This is a genomic window from Streptomyces sp. CB02414, assembly GCF_001905385.1.
GTDB lineage: Bacteria > Actinomycetota > Actinomycetes > Streptomycetales > Streptomycetaceae > Streptomyces.
In genome coordinates, this window is the sequence record NZ_LIPF01000010.1 from 1 (window position 1) to 16,637 (window position 16,637).

Annotated in this window: 20 protein-coding genes; 12 read left to right on the forward strand and 8 right to left on the reverse strand. The window is 73.3% G+C overall.

From position 1 onward, the window contains the following. Positions 1-191 precede the first annotated feature (191 nt). Together AMK11_RS29230 and AMK11_RS29235 are read right to left on the reverse strand one after the other, a co-directional pair. Entirely contained in the window at positions 192-1,025 is an 834-nt protein-coding gene (locus AMK11_RS29230) for a putative protein N(5)-glutamine methyltransferase (RefSeq protein ID WP_073731096.1), read from the reverse strand. A gap of 172 nt (positions 1,026-1,197) precedes the next feature. Further along, a complete protein-coding gene (locus AMK11_RS29235; protein ID WP_073731097.1) occupies positions 1,198-2,268 on the reverse strand; it encodes a hypothetical protein in 1,071 nt (356 codons plus the stop codon). Positions 2,269-2,371: 103 nt separating this feature from the next. Here AMK11_RS29235 and AMK11_RS29240 point away from each other — a divergent pair, with 103 nt between their 5' ends. The 6 genes from AMK11_RS29240 (at position 2,372) to AMK11_RS29265 (ending at position 7,095) form a co-directional block, all read left to right on the forward strand. Continuing rightward, a complete protein-coding gene (locus AMK11_RS29240) occupies positions 2,372-2,908 on the forward strand; it encodes a MarR family winged helix-turn-helix transcriptional regulator (protein WP_073731098.1) in 537 nt (178 codons plus the stop codon). A 49-nt stretch (positions 2,909-2,957) separates the two neighbouring features. Then, positions 2,958-3,563, forward strand: coding sequence for a sulfite oxidase-like oxidoreductase (locus tag AMK11_RS29245; protein ID WP_073731099.1), 606 nt, complete (start codon positions 2,958-2,960; stop codon positions 3,561-3,563). 49 nt (positions 3,564-3,612) lie between these two features. Beyond that, complete coding sequence (locus AMK11_RS29250) at positions 3,613-4,332, forward strand: ferredoxin reductase (RefSeq protein ID WP_073731464.1); 720 nt, start codon at positions 3,613-3,615, stop codon at positions 4,330-4,332. Between the two features lie 113 nt (positions 4,333-4,445). Next, positions 4,446-5,030: an Rv1733c family protein gene (locus AMK11_RS29255; RefSeq protein WP_073731100.1), complete on the forward strand. Its 585-nt coding sequence runs from the start codon at positions 4,446-4,448 to the stop codon at positions 5,028-5,030. A 151-nt stretch (positions 5,031-5,181) separates the two neighbouring features. After that, positions 5,182-6,150 carry an acetylxylan esterase gene (locus AMK11_RS29260; RefSeq protein WP_073731101.1) on the forward strand — a complete coding sequence of 323 codons (969 nt, stop codon included), beginning with the start codon at positions 5,182-5,184 and terminating at the stop codon, positions 6,148-6,150. 201 nt (positions 6,151-6,351) lie between these two features. Then, entirely contained in the window at positions 6,352-7,095 is a 744-nt protein-coding gene (locus tag AMK11_RS29265) for a GntR family transcriptional regulator (RefSeq protein WP_073731102.1), read from the forward strand. Between the two features lie 18 nt (positions 7,096-7,113). On the opposite strand, the gene AMK11_RS29270 is transcribed toward AMK11_RS29265, so the two are convergent. Continuing rightward, entirely contained in the window at positions 7,114-7,839 is a 726-nt protein-coding gene (locus AMK11_RS29270; protein WP_073731103.1) for a class I SAM-dependent methyltransferase, read from the reverse strand. Positions 7,840-7,843: 4 nt separating this feature from the next. Next, the gene (locus AMK11_RS29275; RefSeq protein ID WP_073731104.1) at positions 7,844-8,431 is read right to left on the reverse strand and encodes a PadR family transcriptional regulator; all 588 of its coding nucleotides are present in this window, start codon (positions 8,429-8,431) and stop codon (positions 7,844-7,846) included. A 92-nt stretch (positions 8,432-8,523) separates the two neighbouring features. Here AMK11_RS29275 and AMK11_RS29280 point away from each other — a divergent pair, with 92 nt between their 5' ends. The 3 genes from AMK11_RS29280 (at position 8,524) to AMK11_RS29290 (ending at position 11,712) form a co-directional block, all read left to right on the forward strand. After that, positions 8,524-8,934: a nuclear transport factor 2 family protein gene (locus AMK11_RS29280; RefSeq protein WP_073731105.1), complete on the forward strand. Its 411-nt coding sequence runs from the start codon at positions 8,524-8,526 to the stop codon at positions 8,932-8,934. Between the two features lie 362 nt (positions 8,935-9,296). After that, on the forward strand, positions 9,297-10,436 hold the full coding sequence (rho, locus tag AMK11_RS29285) for a transcription termination factor Rho (RefSeq protein ID WP_073731106.1): 1,140 nt from the start codon (positions 9,297-9,299) through the stop codon (positions 10,434-10,436). A 97-nt stretch (positions 10,437-10,533) separates the two neighbouring features. Continuing rightward, positions 10,534-11,712 (forward strand): D-alanyl-D-alanine carboxypeptidase family protein, encoded by a 1,179-nt coding sequence (locus AMK11_RS29290; protein WP_073731107.1) that lies wholly within the window; start codon positions 10,534-10,536, stop codon positions 11,710-11,712. 19 nt (positions 11,713-11,731) lie between these two features. On the opposite strand, the gene AMK11_RS29295 is transcribed toward AMK11_RS29290, so the two are convergent. Next, the gene (locus AMK11_RS29295; RefSeq protein ID WP_073731108.1) at positions 11,732-12,664 is read right to left on the reverse strand and encodes a glutaminase; all 933 of its coding nucleotides are present in this window, start codon (positions 12,662-12,664) and stop codon (positions 11,732-11,734) included. A gap of 129 nt (positions 12,665-12,793) precedes the next feature. Here AMK11_RS29295 and AMK11_RS29300 point away from each other — a divergent pair, with 129 nt between their 5' ends. Continuing rightward, complete coding sequence (locus tag AMK11_RS29300) at positions 12,794-13,852, forward strand: fatty acid desaturase family protein (RefSeq protein WP_198941490.1); 1,059 nt, start codon at positions 12,794-12,796, stop codon at positions 13,850-13,852. Positions 13,853-13,882: 30 nt separating this feature from the next. Here AMK11_RS29300 and AMK11_RS29305 read toward each other — a convergent pair whose 3' ends face one another. Together AMK11_RS29305 and AMK11_RS29310 are read right to left on the reverse strand one after the other, a co-directional pair. Continuing rightward, positions 13,883-14,719 carry an undecaprenyl-diphosphate phosphatase gene (locus tag AMK11_RS29305; protein ID WP_073731110.1) on the reverse strand — a complete coding sequence of 279 codons (837 nt, stop codon included), beginning with the start codon at positions 14,717-14,719 and terminating at the stop codon, positions 13,883-13,885. A gap of 83 nt (positions 14,720-14,802) precedes the next feature. Beyond that, on the reverse strand, positions 14,803-15,090 hold the full coding sequence (locus AMK11_RS29310) for an ArsR family transcriptional regulator (protein ID WP_073731111.1): 288 nt from the start codon (positions 15,088-15,090) through the stop codon (positions 14,803-14,805). Positions 15,091-15,253: 163 nt separating this feature from the next. Here AMK11_RS29310 and AMK11_RS29315 point away from each other — a divergent pair, with 163 nt between their 5' ends. Further along, positions 15,254-15,658 (forward strand): MarR family winged helix-turn-helix transcriptional regulator, encoded by a 405-nt coding sequence (locus AMK11_RS29315; protein WP_073731112.1) that lies wholly within the window; start codon positions 15,254-15,256, stop codon positions 15,656-15,658. Here AMK11_RS29315 and AMK11_RS29320 read toward each other — a convergent pair. Further along, entirely contained in the window at positions 15,655-16,056 is a 402-nt protein-coding gene (locus AMK11_RS29320; protein ID WP_073731113.1) for an SseB family protein, read from the reverse strand. The two genes, AMK11_RS29315 and AMK11_RS29320, sit on opposite strands and share 4 nt — an antisense overlap. A 183-nt stretch (positions 16,057-16,239) precedes the next feature. Between AMK11_RS29320 and AMK11_RS29325 the strand changes: the two genes are divergently transcribed. Continuing rightward, on the forward strand, positions 16,240-16,572 hold the full coding sequence (locus tag AMK11_RS29325; RefSeq protein WP_073731114.1) for a DUF2795 domain-containing protein: 333 nt from the start codon (positions 16,240-16,242) through the stop codon (positions 16,570-16,572). Positions 16,573-16,637 lie beyond the last annotated feature (65 nt).

Consider the following 16,637-nt stretch of genomic DNA (forward strand, 5'->3'; position numbering starts at 1 on the left):
CGCGGGACAGCACACCTAGGCCCTGTCGTCAAATTCCCGCCTGCCCGGCGACGTCTGGCACGCACGCTCGCCGCGTTGCCGAACCGCCCACGTGGCTCCGCCACGAGGACGCTCCGGCGCCTTGCGATCGCACGCACCAGACGCCGCCGGGCCCGCCCTCCGGGCGGACGACGGGAATTTGACGACAGGGCCTAGCCGAGACCAGGCTCCCTGACGCCGATCACCACATGGGCGTACAGCTCCTCGCAGACCGCGAGGCGGGTGGCGAGCCCCGCCCGGGTGAAGGCGTCGACGGCCGCCGGTGCCTGGCGTTCGCTCGTCTCGACCAGCAGGCAGCCGCCGGGCGCGAGCCAGTCCGGTGCCCCGGCGGCGACCCTGCGCAGCACCTCCAGGCCGTCGGCGCCGCCGTCGAGGGCGACCAGCGGCTCGTGCTCCCGTGCCTCGGCGGGCAGCAGGGGGACCTCGCCGGTGGGGACGTAGGGCACGTTGGCCGCGAGGATGTCCACACGGCCGCGCACCGCGTCGGGCAGCGCGTCGAACAGGTCCCCGGCGTACACCCGGCCGCCGCAGCCGGCGAGGTTGCCGCGGGCGCAGGCGACGGCGGCCGGGTCGACGTCGGCGGCGTGCACCTCGGGCCGGTGGAGCGCGGCGGCCAGGGCGACACCGACGGCGCCGGAGCCGCAGCACAGGTCCACGACGACGGCCGCGTCCGGCGCCTGTGCCAGCGCCTCGGTCACCAGGAACTCGGTACGGCGGCGGGGCACGAAGACCCCAGGGGTGACGGCGACGCGCAGACCGCGGAACCCGGCCCAGCCGAGGACGAGTTCGAGGGGCAGCCCGCCGGCGCGGCGGTCCACCAGGGCGGTGAGCTCCCCGGCGGTGCGGGCGGCAGCCAGGATCAGTTCCGCCTCGTCCTCGGCGAAGACGCAGCCCGCGGCGCGCAGCGCGGCCACGACGGAGTCGTACGACGGGAAGGCGGCCGAGAAGGGGGAAGAAAAGGGGGGCGTGGAGAACAGCTGAGGCATGGAAGCCGAGAGCCTTTCGAGAACCGAAGGGCGCTCTCGAGGTCACCCGCCGACGGGGACCGCACTGTTGTGAGGTGAGAGCACCAGGGCCGACACAGCGGTAATGGGTCTCACCTCCTCGGCGTCCGGCGGCCGGGACTGCCCGCGGCCGACGGACACACTACCCCAATGATCAGACGCCGACGGACTCCTCGGCTTCCTCGTCCGCTTCCGCCACTGCCCTGGCCCCGGCCTCCCGGCCGTCCGGCCTCGCGTGCTTGCCGGCGGCGGTGACCGGAGCCGGCGCCGTACCGGCGCGCTCACGGAGGGCGGCGACCGCCGTCACCAGCAGCCCGAGCAGCAGCCACGCGGCCAGCGTCCACAGGCTGCGGCCCAGCCCGTCGCCGTCGAAGTACAGCAGGCTGCGGGCGCCCTCGACGAACCCGGCGCCGTTCCAGAAGGCGTGCAGGGTGCCGAAGAAGCCGTTCTGCAGCTCGGGGCGGAACAGACCGCCGGAGGTGGTGAAGTTGAGCATCACGAACAGCACCATCATGGCGAGCGTGGTCCACCGCTTGAGGAAGGTGTGCAGGCCGACGCCGATGAACAGGATGCCCGCGGCGTACAGCCAGGCCATGCCCCACACACCGGCGAGGTCGTGGTGGGCGAGGTGGAACACCGGCCCGGCGAGCAGGGCGCCGATGCCGCTGACGACGACGGAGACACCGAGCGTGAGCAGGGCCCGCACCCGCATGGACAGGGCGGCTCCGACGGCGCCGAGGGCGGCGACGGAGGCGTAGGAGCCGATGCTGACCGCGATCAGCAGGAAGAACAGGCCCTGCCCGGTCGGGTCGTCGTCGACCGGGGTGGCCACGTCGGTCACCTTCAGCGGGGCGCCCTGCTCTTCGGCGAGGGGGGTGAAGACCTTCTCGGCGGCCATGGCGCCCATGTCGGAGGCGGCGGTGGCGACCAGGACCTCGGGCGCCTCGGCGCCGGGCACGTAGGCGCCGGTGATGTCGCGGGCCTTCAGCAGGTCGACGGCGTCGGCGCGGTTCGCGACGGTCCGCACGTCCAGGGCGTCGCCCGCCCCGTCCTTCACCGACTGGGCGAGGACCTTCGCCTCGGGTCCGGAGCCGACGACGGCGACCGGGAGGTGGTTCGGCTCGGGGGTGACGAAGGCCCCCATGTACGCGAGTCCCATGCCGACACACATCAGCAGCGGGGTGATCAGGTGCGTCAGCACGTGGCGCAGGGCGTGCGACTTCATCGCGCACATCCTCCAATGGGCGGCCGGAGGGCCACCAACTAGTTGGCTTATACAACTCTCTTTCCAGTTGTACTATACAACTAGCAATGGAGGAGGAAGACCCGTGACGACGGCCGAGACGCACGACGAGACGACTGTCACCCCCGGCGACCGCACCGCGGACGCGGCCGTGGAGACCATCCAGCGGGAGATGACGGCCTTCGCCCGCCGCGCCCGCGCGTCGGCCGGGCGCATGCACCCGGAGCTGTCCCTGGTGTCGTACACCCTGCTCGGGCACCTGGAGGAGCGGGACGGCTGCCGGGCCACCGACCTTGCCGCCCACTACGCCCTGGACAAGTCCACCGTCAGCCGCCAGGTGTCCGCCCTGGAGCGCGCCGGGCTCGTCGAGCGCCGCGTCGCCCCGGACGACCACCGCGTCCAGGTCCTGCACCTCACGGACGCCGGGCGGCGCATCCTGGCCCAGGTCACCGAGAGCCGCCGGGCCGCGGTCCGGGAGCGGCTCGTGGACTGGTCCGAGGAGGATCTGGCCCGCTTCTCCGCGTACCTGGAGCGGTACAACGCGTGGCCGGCCGCTCCGGCCGGCGGGGACCAGGACCGGGAGGCCGCCCCCGGGCGCGTACGGTTGACCGGTACGCACTGAGCACGCCGGCCGCGGCATCCCCTCGCGCCGGTCCGAAAGGCCGCACCGCATGAACACCACCCGAGGCTTCACCGGGCGCCCGCGCGGGGCCCGGCCCGGCCTGCCGCCCGGCCAGTACGACGCCGGCGACGACTGGCCCGTGCTGTCCGCCGAGGTCACGCCCGAGCTGGCGGCCGCCGACTGGACGTTCCGCGTCGGCGGCCTGGTCGCCGAGGAGCGCACCTGGGACTGGGCGGACGCCCACCACCTGCCGGCGTCGGCGTACGCGGGCGACATCCACTGTGTGACGGGCTGGTCGAAGTTCGGCGTGCGGTTCGCGGGCGTGTCCCTGGACACCTTCCTCGACGCGGCGGCTCCCCTGCCGTCCGCCACGCACGCCGTCGCGTACGCGCACACCGGATACACGGCGAACCTGCCGCTCGCGGACCTGACGGGCGGGCGCGCCTGGATCGTCTGGGAGTACGACGGGCGGCCGCTCGCCCCCGAGCACGGCGGCCCGGCGCGGCTGGTGGTGCCGCACCTGTACTTCTGGAAGAGCGTCAAGTGGGTCGCCGGCCTGGAACTCCTCGACCACGACGAGCCCGGCTTCTGGGAGCGGAACGGCTACCACGCGCGCGGCAACCCCTTCGAGGAGCAGCGGTACTCCGGTGACTGAGACGGCGACGCACGAGACAGCGCCCTTCACGCCCCCGACGCGGTTCGCCGTGCCGGGGCGGATCGAGGTGGCGGGCCAGGTGGCCGCGAGGTGGCAGACGGCGACCGTCGCGCAGGTCCGCCGGGAGACGTCCCGCGCGTCCACCTTCCGGCTCGCGGTGCCCGGGTGGGCGGGCCACCTGCCCGGCCAGCACCTGATGCTGCGGCTCACCGCCGAGGACGGGTACGCGGCCCAGCGGCACTACTCGCTGGCGTCCGCGCCGGACGACTCCGGGCACATCGAGCTGACCCTCGACCACGTCGAGGACGGCGAGGTGTCCGGCTGGTTCCACCGGGTGGCCCGGCCCGGTGACCGCATCGAGGTGCGCGGCCCGCTGAGCGGCTTCTTCGCCTGGCCCGGCGACCGGCCTGCCCTGCTGCTGGGCGCGGGCTCCGGGGTCGTGCCGCTGATGTCGATGGTCCGGCACCACCGGGCGCGGCGACTGACGGTGCCGCTGCGGATGCTGGTGTCCGCGCGCAGCCCCGAGGAGCTGATCTACGCCCGTGAGCTGGGCCCGGAGACGGTCCCCGTCTTCACCCGGAGCGCGCCGGCCGGGACGCCCGTGGGCCGGATGACGGCCGCGCACCTGGCACCGCTGCTGGCCGAGCGGCCCGCCGGGGGCTGGGAGGCGTACGTGTGCGGTTCCAACTCCTTCGCGGAGCACGCCTCGCGCCTGCTGGTGGCGGCCGGCCAGCCGGTGGACCGCATCCGGATCGAACGCTTCGGCTGAGCCGGCCCCGCCCTCGGACTCCTCCGCGTCCGGGACGGAGACAGAGTGAGCGAGGTCGGCCGTACGGGGTACCTGACCCTGCGGGTACTCGCACACGAGGCGCGGAGGTCGACATGCGGACCCGGGTGCGTGGCCGGCGCCTGCGGCACAACCCCCTGCGACGCCGGTCGGACGTCTTCGAGGCGTGGACGACGGTGGTCGTCGCCCTCCTGCTGTTGCTGGGGGCGCCGGCGCTGGGCGCGGCCGCCGCCCTGTGGAGCCACGCCGGCGCGCAAGCGGTCGCGGCGGAGCAGCGGGCCGAACGGCACCGCGTGCGGGCGACGGTGGAGGGCAGCACCCCGGACACCCTCCCGTCGGTGCAGGCGGGCGGCCAGCACTCCTACCGTGCGACCGTCCGCTGGACCACACCGGAGGGCACCGAGCGGACCGGCACCGCCCGGGTCCCGGCCGGTACCCGCCACGGTGACGCGGTCGACGTGTGGCTGGACTCCCGCGGCCGGAACGTACCGGCGCCGATCCACGACTCCGCGGTCCTGCAGCACAGCATCACCATCGGCGCCTGCACGACGGCCGGGGCGGCGCTCGCGGTGCTCCTGGCGCGCTGCGCCGTACGCAAGGTGACCATGCGGCGCCGGCTGGCCGAGTGGGACCGCGAATGGGCCCTGATCGAACCACAGTGGACGCACCGCAGGGCCTGACCGCTCGCACCTGGCTGACCTGCGGTTCGACGGGCCGAACGCCGGCGGGAGGGGTACCGCGGTCGGGGTCTGGCGGGCCCTCCGACCGCTCACGTACGGTGTGTGATCATCCGTACGGTCCGGCACCGGCTCCCTGCAAAGGCGGTTCTCGATGGCCCTGTTCGACCTTCCGCTCGACGAACTCCACGACTACCGCAGCGCGTCGGCCGAGCCCGAGGACTTCGACGCCTTCTGGGCCAAGACGCTCGCCGAGGCCCGAGAGCACGATCCGGCCGTCCGCTTCGAGCCGGTGGACACGGGACTGTCCACGGTGCGGGTGCACGACGTGACCTTCGCCGGGTTCGGCGGTCACCCGGTGAAGGGCTGGCTGACGCTGCCCGCGGCGGCTGCGGAGCCGCTGCCGCTGGTCGTGGAGTTCGTCGGGTACGGCGGCGGGCGCGGGCTGCCCCACGAGCATCTGCTGTGGGCGTCCACGGGGCGGGCGCACTTCGTGATGGACACCCGTGGTCAGGGCAGCGCGTGGGGCGGCGGTGGCGGTACCCCGGACCCGGTCGGCGGCACCCCCGCGTACCCGGGTTTCATGACCCGCGGCCTGGACGCCCCGGAGAACTACTACTACCGCCGCGTCTTCACCGACGCCGTCCGCGCGGTCGAGGCGGCCCGCTCGCACCCGCTGACCGACGCGACGCGCACGGTCGCCCTCGGCGGGAGCCAGGGCGGCGGCATCACGATCGCCGTCGGCGGGCTGGTGCCGGACCTGACGGCCCTCGCGCCGGACGTGCCGTTCCTGTGCGACTTCCCGCGCGCGACCACGCTCACCGACCGGCACCCGTACCGGGAGATCGGCCTGTACCTCAAGACGCACCGCGGCCGCACCGAGGACGCACTGCGCACCCTGTCCTACTTCGACGGGGTGCACTTCGCCGCGCGCGGCCGGGCGCCCGCCCTCTTCTCCGCGGCCCTGGAGGACCAGACCTGCCCGCCGTCGACCGTGTTCGCGGCGTTCAACGCCTGGGCGCACGACGACAAGGCGATCGAGGTGTACGACTTCAACGACCACGAGGGCGGCGGGCCCTTCCAGGAGGCCGCCAAGCTGCGGTGGCTGCGTTCCCGCCTCTGACCGGGACGGGAGCCAGCTGACCGGGACGGGGGCCGGGGTGCCCCGTACGGCGCCTTGTGGCGCGGTGACGGACGGTCGACGCGCGGGTGAGGTTTCGGCCGAACCGGCCGGCGGCTCTTCCGTGCTGGTTTAGACCAATGGTAATTCTGGTGGCGCACCGAGCCCGCGCGGCTACCGCACGTCACGACAGGAGGGCGCGGCATGGCCCCCGCCACCCCGTACGACCACTCCCCCGCCGACGCCCCGCCCCTGTACCGGCGGGTGGCCGCACGGCTGCTCGGCGAGCTGCACGACGGGACCTTCCCGCCGGGCGGACGGCTGCCCGGCGAACGCCGGCTGGCCGAGCACTTCGACGTGAGCCGGGAGACCGTACGGCAGGCCCTCGAGGTGCTGCGCCGGGACGGGCTGCTCGCCACCGACCGGCGGGGCAGTCACGTCGCCCTGCCGGGGCCGGCCCCGCAGAGCCCGGCGTCGCTGGCCTTCCCGGTCGGCGCGCGGGCGGCTCAGCCGTGCACCGGCGACCGGACCACCGTCGCCTGGAAGCCTCCGTCGCCCGAGCACGCCGAAGCGCTGGGGCTGGCGCCCGGCCGGCCGACCCTGGTGCACCGGTACACGTCGGCGACCGCGGACGGGAGCGGCCGGCGGACGGCCGTGACCTCGTTCTCCGCCGTGGCCCTCGCCGAGGTCGAGGAGCTGGCCCGGTACCGCGGACGCGCCGACGGGTCCAACTCGGCGCAGCTGCGGCGGGCGTACGACTGGATGCGCGGGGCGGGTCTGACCCTGCACCACCGGGACACGATCACCCGGCTCGCGGACACCCAGTCCGTGCGGGTCGTCCGGCGGGTGCACGACCAGTACGCGCGGCCCCTGGAGATCACCGACCTCCTCGTGGACGCCCGACAGGACGCGCTGGTCTACGAGTTCACGCTTCCGGCGGCCGGCTGACCCCGACCGCGCCCGCCCTCACGGCAGCCGCCGGGCCACGACCAGCCGGGCGCACGGGCTGCCGTCGGGCCGGAGCCCGAACTCGGGCAGGGCCCGCAGCTCCGTGCGGAATCCGGCGCGGGCCAGTTCCCGGCCCACGTCCCCGAGCCGGAACGTCCGGTAGTACATGACGAACGGCGGCCGCCACAGCGCGTTGCGCACCCGCATCGCGGCGTCGAAGCCGAGCAGCGTCCAGTATCCGCGGGAGCCCGGCCGGGGCGGGGCGACGACGGGGAAGGCGAAGCAGCCGCCCGGCCGCAGCACGGAACGCACCTGGCCGAACAGCCCCGGCAGTTCGCGGGGCAGGAAGTGCCCGAAGGCGCCGAAACTGACGACGAGGTCGAACGCGGGACCGAAGGGCAGGGCGCGGGCGTCCGCGCGCACCCAGGAGACCGCGGGCCCCTGGGGCACGGCGCGTTCCCGGGCGACCGCGAGCATGCCCGCGCTGAAGTCGACGCCCGTGACGCGCTCCCGGCACACCCGGGACAGCACGTCCACGCCGGCGCCGGTGCCGCAGCACAGGTCGAGCCCGGCGTCGAACGGCCCCGCCGGTTCCAGGGCCGAGGCCACGGCGCCGAGCACCCGGTCCGGCGTCCGGTACGGGGTGTGGTCGAACTTCGGTGCGAGCAGGTCGTAGCCGCGCTCGACCGACGACAGCGCCTGAACGGCGAGTTCACGCAGGGTGGGGCCTTCGGGGCTGAACATCAGGTCAGCCTAGGGCCTGTCCGGTGGGCCCGGCCGGGGCGCGCCGCTCCCGCAGCACCGTGAGGACGCGCTCGCACCAGCGGGCGTTCTCGCGCTCGAAGGTGATCCCGGCGAGCAGGGTGAGGTAGGGCCCGACGCGGTCGGACTCCCGCAGGTGCTCCTCCTCGGTGCGGCCGTCCAGGAGGCGCTCGCGGACCCGTTCGTAGCGGGCCAGTTTGCCCAGGGCCCAGGCCCTGCGTTCCTCCACCAGCGCGCGGACCCGCTCCGGGTCGACGCCGTCCATGGCCTGCATCTTGATCAGGAACTCGTCGCGGACGGCGGTGGGGCGCCGGGTCGGCTCGGCGGCGAAGGCCCCCAACTGCTCGCGGCCGGCCGCCGTGAGCGAGAAGAGCCGCTTGGTGGGCCGGCGCTCCTGCGGCACCGTCCGGGCCTCGATGAGTCCGTCGCCCGCGAGGCGCTCCAGCTCGCGGTAGAGCTGCTGCGGTGTGGCCGGCCAGAAGTTGGCGAGCGAGACGTCGAACACCTTGGACAGCTCGTAGCCCGAGGCCTCGCCCTCCAGCAGGGCGGCCAGGACGGCGTACTTGAGAGACATGTCGACACGCTAGCAAGCAGGGGCTAGCCTGCTCCGCACCTATTCAAAAAGTTGGGTATACCTCCGGGTGCCCACTGACTTCAGGAGTCGCAATGCGGGCATTCCGTGCGGCGGTCGAGGCCCACGACCTCGACGCCGTCGAAGCACTGCTGGCCGAGGACGTGGTCTTCACCAGTCCCGTGGTGTTCAAGCCCTACCGAGGAAAGGCGATCACGGCGGCGATCCTGCGTGCGGTCGTCCGCGTCTTCGAGGACTTCCGCTACGAACGCGTCATCGGCGAGGCGGACGGCCGGGACCACGCGCTGGTGTTCACGGCACGGGTGGGCGACCGCGAGATCGGCGGCTGCGACCTCCTGCACCTCGACGAGGACGGCCGGATCGACGAGCTGACGGTGCTGGTGCGCCCGCTGTCGGGTGCGCAGGCGCTGCAGGCGGCGATGGGCGCGCAGTTCGAGCGGATCGTCCGGGAGGCGCAGGAGGCGGAGGCACGTTCGGGGGCCTGAGTCCCGCCCGGCACACGCGGAGGACGGAACATCCGTCGCACCCACGGCGTTGAGGAGGGTGGGAGCCGGAACAGGCGCCCACCCCTCCGCCGCACCACGACTTCCGTGGTACGGTGCGTGAAGCACTTGTGTACGCCCGGTCCCGGGCGCCGGTGCCTGTTTCTCCCTCGGTTCGCCGACTCGCCCGTCCAGTCGACCGGCGCGTCAGCTTCTCAGCACAACCTCGTGAGCGGGCGTCTCGACCCGCTGTGTCCGAGGTGCTGTTCCCGCCGTCCGGAGGCGTGTCGTCCGACCCCTCGCGCGGCCTCTCACCCCTTCCTTCCACATCCTCCGTGCCCGCGTCCTCGAAGGGACCGACCACCATGACCACCACACTCGAACACCCCCCTGCACGTCAGTCCCCGGCCGAGACCGTGCGCGGTGTCCTCGACATCGACGCGGGCGGGAAGGGACACCTGCGAGGCCCGAGCCTCCAGCCCGAGCCGGCCGACCTGTCCGTCTCCCCCGCGCTGATCCGCCGCCACGGCCTGCGCAAGGGCGACCTGGTCGAGGGCGTGCGCGGCGACCGCCGCGCCCTGTCCGACGTCGTCCGGGTGGGCGGCCGCGCACCCGACCGGCAGGGCGGCCGGCGCCGGTTCGGCGACCTGACGCCGCTGCACCCGCACTCGCGGCTGCGGCTCGAACACCCGGCGGCCGGGGCGACCGGGCGCCTCGTCGACCTGCTCGCCCCGGTCGGCAAGGGGCAGCGCGGCCTGATCGTGGCCCCGCCGAAGACCGGCAAGACGGTCCTCCTCCAGCAGATCGCCGCCGCGGTCGCCGGCAACCACCCCGGCTCCCGCCTCATGGTGGTGCTGCTCGACGAGCGCCCCGAAGAGGTCACCGACATGCGCCGGGCCGTGCGGGGCGAGGTGTACGCCTCGACCTTCGACCACGGCGCCAAGCAGCACATCGCGCTCGCCGAGCTCGTGATCGAGCGGGCCAAGCGGCTGGTCGAGGCCGGCGAGGACGTCGCCATCCTCCTGGACTCCCTCACCCGGCTGTGCAGGGCGCACAACAACGCCGCCTCCTCCGGCGGCCGCACCCTCAGCGGCGGGGTCGACGCCGGGGCGCTGCTCGGACCCAAGCGGTTCTTCGGCGCCGCCCGGCAGGCCGAGGAGGGCGGCTCCCTCACCATCCTCGCCACCGCCCTGGTGGAGACCGGCTCGCGCGCCGACGACTTCTACTTCGAGGAGCTCAAGAGCACCGGCAACATGGAGTTGCGGCTCAGCCGCGAGCTCGCCGCCCGGCGCGTCTTCCCCGCCGTGGAACTGACCGGTTCCGGCACCCGCCGCGAGGAACTGCTGCTGTCCCCCGCGGAGTCGGCCGCCGTGACCGGGCTGCGGCGGGCCCTGCAGACCCGGGACGGGCAGTCCGGTCTGGAGACGCTGCTGGAGCGGATGCGCCGGACCCCGGACAACGCGGCGTTCCTGCGCGCCGTCCAGCCGACGCTGCCCGCCGGCTGACGTCCGCCGTCGCTCCCGCTACGGCATCCGGGTGCTTGCGGGCGCGACCCGGCCCGGGCAGCGTGGCGGTCCAGGGGCCCGTTCCTACGTTTGCGGTATGACTATCGGATTCTCATCCCGGGCGGTTCACGCCACCTGTGCGCTCTGCGCGGCCGGGCTGCTGACGCTCATGCCCGCCGCGGCCGCCCGCGCGGAACGGCCGGACCCCGGTCCGCCCGGCGGATCACGGGCCGCGGCGCCGGGGCAGGCGCTCCTGTACCGCTCCGGTACCCAGGTCCGGCCCCACCGGGGCGCGCCCGAGGTCCCCGATGTCTCCGCGCTGTCCTGGGTGGTGGCCGACGCCGGCACCGGCGACGTGCTGGCCGCGCACGACGCGCATCGCAAGCTGCCACCGGCCAGCACCCTCAAGACCCTGTTCGCGCTCACGGTGCTGCCGGTCCTGCCGGGCGGCATCCGCCACGAGGTGAGTGGCGACGAACTGTCCGGCATCGGGCCCGGCAGCAGCCTGGTGGGTGTCGTCGAGGGACGTACGTACCGGGTCTCCGACCTGTGGAACGGCGTCTTCCTGAACTCCGGCAACGACGCCGTCCACGTCCTCGCCTCGCTCACCGGCGGCTGGAGCGCCACGGCCGCCCGCATGCAGGCCGAGGCCCGCGCCCTCGGCGCCCGCGACACCCACGTGCGCTCACCCGACGGCTACGACGCGCCGGGGCAGGTGTCGTCGGCGTACGACCTCGCGGTCTTCGGCCGGGCGGGCCTCAGGAACCCGGACTTCGCCCGGTACTGCAAGAAGATCGACGCGCTGTTCCCCGGCCGCGACGGGGACTCGTACGGGATCATGAACACCAACCGGCTGCTCACCGGGGCGGACGGTGTGGAACCGTACCCGGGGCTGATCGGCATCAAGAACGGCTACACCAGCAACGCCGGCAACACCCTCATCGCGGCGGCCCGCCGCGACGGACGGACCCTGGTGGTGACCGTGATGAACCCGCAGGAGGGCGGCGGCCACGCCGTGTACGAGGAGGCCCGCGCCCTGCTCGACTGGGGATTCGAGGCGGACGGCCGCGTCGACCCGGTGGGATCGCTGGTGCCCGCTTCCGCCCGCCCGCGGCCGGGACCCGAGGCCGTGCCCGCGTCGGTCACGACGGCCCGGCCGTCACCGGACGACGCGGGCTGGGCGGAGACCGGTGCGATCGTGGGCGTCGCCGGACTCGGCGCGGGCGCCATGGCACTGGCCCTGCGGCTCAAGCTGGTCCGGGTGGAGAAGGACTGACGCCGCCTCGGCCCGTGCCTCAGAAGACCGAGAGGCCCGTCAGCGTCGTGAAGCGGTCCAGGGCGGCGACCCCGGCCACCGAGTTGCCCCGCTCGTCCAGGCCGGGGCTCCACACGCACAGCGTGCAGCGGCCGGGCACGACCGCGATGATGCCGCCGCCGACCCCGCTCTTGCCCGGCAGGCCCACCCGGTAGGCGAAGTCCCCGGCCGCGTCGTACGTCCCGCAGGTCAGCATCACCGCGTTGACCTGCTTGGCCTGACTGCGGCTCAGCAGCCGGGTGCCGTCGGCGCGGATGCCGTGCCGGGCCAGGAAACCGGTCGCCAGGGCGAGGTCGGCGCACGAAGCGGCCACGGAGCACTGCCGGAAGTACTGCTCCAGCAGGACCGGCACCGGGTTGTCGATGTTGCCGTACGACGCCATGAAGTGGCCGAGGGCCGCGTTCCGGTCGCCGTGCGCGGTCTCGGAGGCGGCGACCTCCTCGTCGTGGGCCAGGTCCGGGTTGCCGCTCTCGGCGCGCAGGAAGGCGAGCAGTTCGCCCGCGGCGTCGCCGGTACGGGTGTGCAGGCGGTCGGTGACGACGAGGGCGCCGGCGTTGATGAACGGATTGCGGGGGATGCCGTTCTCGTACTCCAGCTGCACCAGGGAGTTGAACGGGTTGCCGGACGGCTCGCGGCCCACGTGCTCCCAGAGGGCGTCGCCCTCGCGGGACAGGTCGAGGGCGAGGGTGAACACCTTGGTGATGGACTGCGCGGAGAACGGCTCGCGCCAGTCCCCCACTCCGTACACCGCGCCGTCCGGCTCGGCGACGGCCATGCCGAAGCGGCGCGGGTCGCAGGCGGCCAGCGCCGGGATGTAGTCCGCGGGCCGGCCGCTGCCCGGGGTCCGCTCGATCTCCTCGGCGATGCGTTCCAGGACCGGCAGGAAGGTCGTCGGCGTACTCATGATCGCCATTGTCCACGCGGGCCCGTCGCGGCGCGCAGCGGCGGGGAGGACCCCAGGTCGGGGGTGGGGCTGGCTACACCCCGGGCTCGGGTGCCAACGCCATTCTGCGGCCGGACGGCCGTTCACATACTGAAGTACATGGTCAATTCAACGGTGCTCGTCGAGAGCACGCCCGCGCGTGGACAGGAAAAGGGACGCGAGAAGGGCAGCGACTTTTCCGAACTCAACCGGCGTATGGCCGACGCGGGGCTGCTGCGGCGCCGCCCGCTGTATTACACGGTCCGTTTCGGCGTGGTCGCCCTGGCGCTCGCGGGCGGTGTCGCCGCCTTCCTCCTGCTGGGGGACAGCTGGAGCCAGCTGTTCGTGGCGGTGGGGACGGCCGTCGTCTTCGGCCAGCTCGGACTGGCCGCCCACGACCTCGCCCACCGGCAGGTCTTCACCCGCCGGCGCCCCAGCGAGACCGGCGGACTGCTGGTCGCCAACCTGCTGCTGGGCATGAGCTACGGCTGGTGGATGAACAAGCACACCCGCCACCACGCCAACCCCAACCACGAGGAGAAGGACCCGGACGTCTCGCCCGACATCCTGGTCTGGTCCCGGGGCCAGGCGAGCCGGGCCAAGGGGCTCCCGCGTTTCATCGGGAGGCACCAGGCCGCGCTGTTCTTCCCGCTGCTGACGCTGGAAGGGCTGAATCTCAGCTTCAACAGTTTCAAGGCACTGCGCAGCCCGTCCATGAAACGGCCGGTCCTCGAGGGCACCCTGCTCGTCGCCCACTTCGTCCTCTACTTCGGCGGCCTGTTCACGGTCCTCTCCCCCGGCAAGGCGCTCGCCTTCATCGCCGTGCACCAGGGCCTGTTCGGGATCTACCTGGGCTCGGTCTTCGCCCCCAACCACAAGGGCATGCCGATGATCGAGGAGGGCACGCGGCTCGACTTCCTGCGCCGTCAGGTCCTCACCTCCCGCAACGTACGCGGGGGATTCCTCGTCGACGCGTTCATGGGCGGCCTCAACTACCAGATCGAGCACCACCTCTTCCCCAGCATGCCGACCCCGGCCCTCGGCAGGGCCCAGGTCATCACCGAGCGGTACTGCGCCGAACTGGGCGTCCCGTACCACCAGACGGGGCTGCTGGCCTCGCACCGGGAGGCGCTGCGCCACATGCGGAGCGTCGGGGAGCCGCTGCGCAACGCCCGCTGAGCACCCGTCCGGTGTCCCGGCGTGCCGGGGTCAGCTCTGCAGTACGCCGGTGCCGAGCAGCCCGAACAGCAGGAGGCCGACCGCGATCCGGTAGATCACGAACGCGTTGAAGGAGTGCTTGGCGACGAACTTCAGCAGCCAGGCGATGGAGGCGTAGGCCACCACGAAGGAGACGAGGGTGCCGACCGCCAGGGGGGCGGCGCCCGTCCCGGTGCCGAGGGCGTCCTTCAGTTCGTAGAGACCGGCGCCGGTCAGGGCGGGGATGCCGAGGAAGAAGGAGAGCCGGGTGGCGGCCACCCGGTCCAGGTCGAGCATCAGGGCGGTGGACATGGTGGCGCCGGAGCGGGAGAAGCCGGGGAAGAGGAGGGCGAGGATCTGGGAGCCGCCGACCAGCATCGCGTCCTTGAACGACGTGTCGTCCTCCCCCCGCTTGTGCCGGCCGGTCCGGTCGGCCACCCACATCACGCCGCTGCCGACGATCAGCGAGCCGGCGACCACCCACAGCGAGGCCAGCGGCCCCTTGATCAGCGGCTTGGCGGCCAGGCCCACGAGCACGATCGGGATCGTCGCCGCGATGACCCACCAGGCGAACTTGTAGTCGTGGTGGTAGCGCTCCTCCCGGTCGGTCAGCCCGCGCAGCCAGGCGGCGACGATCCGCCCGATGTCCTTGCGGAAGTAGACGAGGACGGCGGCGATGGCGCCGACCTGGATGACCGCCGAGAACCCGATGACGGCGTCGTCGTCGACGGGGATGCCCATCAGTCCTTCGACGATCTTGAGGTGGCCGGTCGAGGAGACCGGAAGGAACTCGGTCACCCCCTCGACGGCTCCGAGGACGACGGCCTGACCGATGCTGATGGCGCTCATGGCACCCATGTCCTACTACAAGCGGTGGGCGGCTCCCCGTCACCGCCGGAGCGCGTCGGCCTCAGTCACCCCCGTGAGCGCCGCTACCAGCCCTTCTCGAACATCCGCGCCACCTCGGCGACGCGCACCTCGTCCCGCCGGTAGTACGTCCGCCGGCGGACACGGGCGGCGCGCAGCAGCCCGAGTCGCGCGAGCAGTTCGAGGTGGGTGACGGCCACCCGGCGGGACACGCCGAGCTTGGCGGCGACCAGTTCCGCGCGGACGCCGTGGGCGACGACGTCCTCGTGGTGCCGCGGCGGGAAGTGGGCGGCCGGGTCCCCGAGCCATTCCAGGATGGCGAGGCGCGTACCGCGCACGGGGGTCCTGAGCATCTCGCCCTCCCTGGTTCCGGGCCCGCCCGTACCGTGTCCTCCCACTGTCCCGCAGCCGGTGCCCCGCTGTCCGGGACTCCGGCACCTTGCCCCCCGGACTCACGCTTGCGCGCGCACTGGTTGCACGGGAAACGCACCGTGGTTCCGGTGTTACCGTGCAGACATGGCAGCCAGAACGGCCGGTGCGCGGCTCGGGGAACGGTGGCGGGAGATCCTCTCGGTGCACGCGCGCACGCTGTGCGAGATCGACCGCGTGCTGCACCCGCACGGTCTGGGCGCGAGCGACTTCGAGGTGCTCGACATCCTCGCGGCCGAGGCACCCGAGGAGGGCTCCCAGTGCCGGGTGCAGAACCTCGTCGGCCATGTCCACCTGAGCCAGAGCGCGCTGTCGCGCCTCATCGCCAGACTGGAGAAGGACGGGCTGGTGGTGCGCTCGATGTGCGCGGAGGACCGGCGCGGCGTGTACGTCGCCCTGACCCGCAGGGGCCGCGACCTGCACGCGGAGGTGCTGCCGCTGCAGCGGGCCGTACTGGCCCGCATGCTCGGCGACGGGGGCTCTCCGCTCTAGGGACGGGCCAGCAGGGTGCGCACGCCGTCCGACGTGAGCGTGAGGCGGTGTTCGGAGCCGGCGTCGATGGACAGCGACAGGTCGTCGGCCGGCCACTGCGCGGCGAGGGCGCCCAGCGGCACCATGCGGTAGCGGGAGACGTACGGCAGCAGGTCCGCCATCTGGAGTTCGGACGTGAAGACCGGCACCACCTGCCGGCCGCCCTGCTGTTCCAGCACCGGAAGCGCGAGCATCCCCGGGTCGGCGGCGTCCTGGTCGTTCGCGTCGTCGGGGACGGGGACGAGGACGTCGCTGCTCGCGAGCGTGTCCAGCGCCGCCGTGTCCTCGGTGTTCTCGGCGAGTGCGTCCAGCGCGCGCTGGGCGGGCGAGACGGAGTTGTCGTTCGCGGGTGTTTCCATGACAGTTCCCTGGTCGCGGCGGTGGGGTTCCCGCCCCGAATGATCGGCGCGGGGGCGGTCCAGCCTCGCGTACCCGATCGTCCAGGGCGCAACCCTGTTCGAGGATTCGCCCGGAATGTGAGGAGTGGGGTCCCAAGGGTTACCCGGAGACTCCGAACGTCCCACGGACCGGGAGAAGGCCTCATGTCCCACAGCACCAGCGCCCGAGAGGTGGCCGACGCCGTCAAGGACGTCGACTTCCCCGCGGGCAAGGACGATCTGATCCGGGCGGCACGCGAGGCGGGCGCCTCGCAGGACGCCGTCGCCGCGCTGCGCGGCATTCCGCCCGAGAGCTACGCCAATCGCGAGGAGGTGGCCCGGTCGGTGCGCGTGGACCCCGCGTCCGACCTCGGCACGTCCCGCGCACAGCGCGCCGAGCAGGCCCGCGCGGGCGGCAAACCCGGCCAGTCGCAGCACCTGCGTGAGGTGCCGAAGCCGCCGGTGGAGGAGGAACTGGACCGCGGCCGGGACCGCTGACGACCCGATCATCTGATCACAGGGAGGCCCACTTGATCGATCATAAGGGCGATGGGGTTAGCATA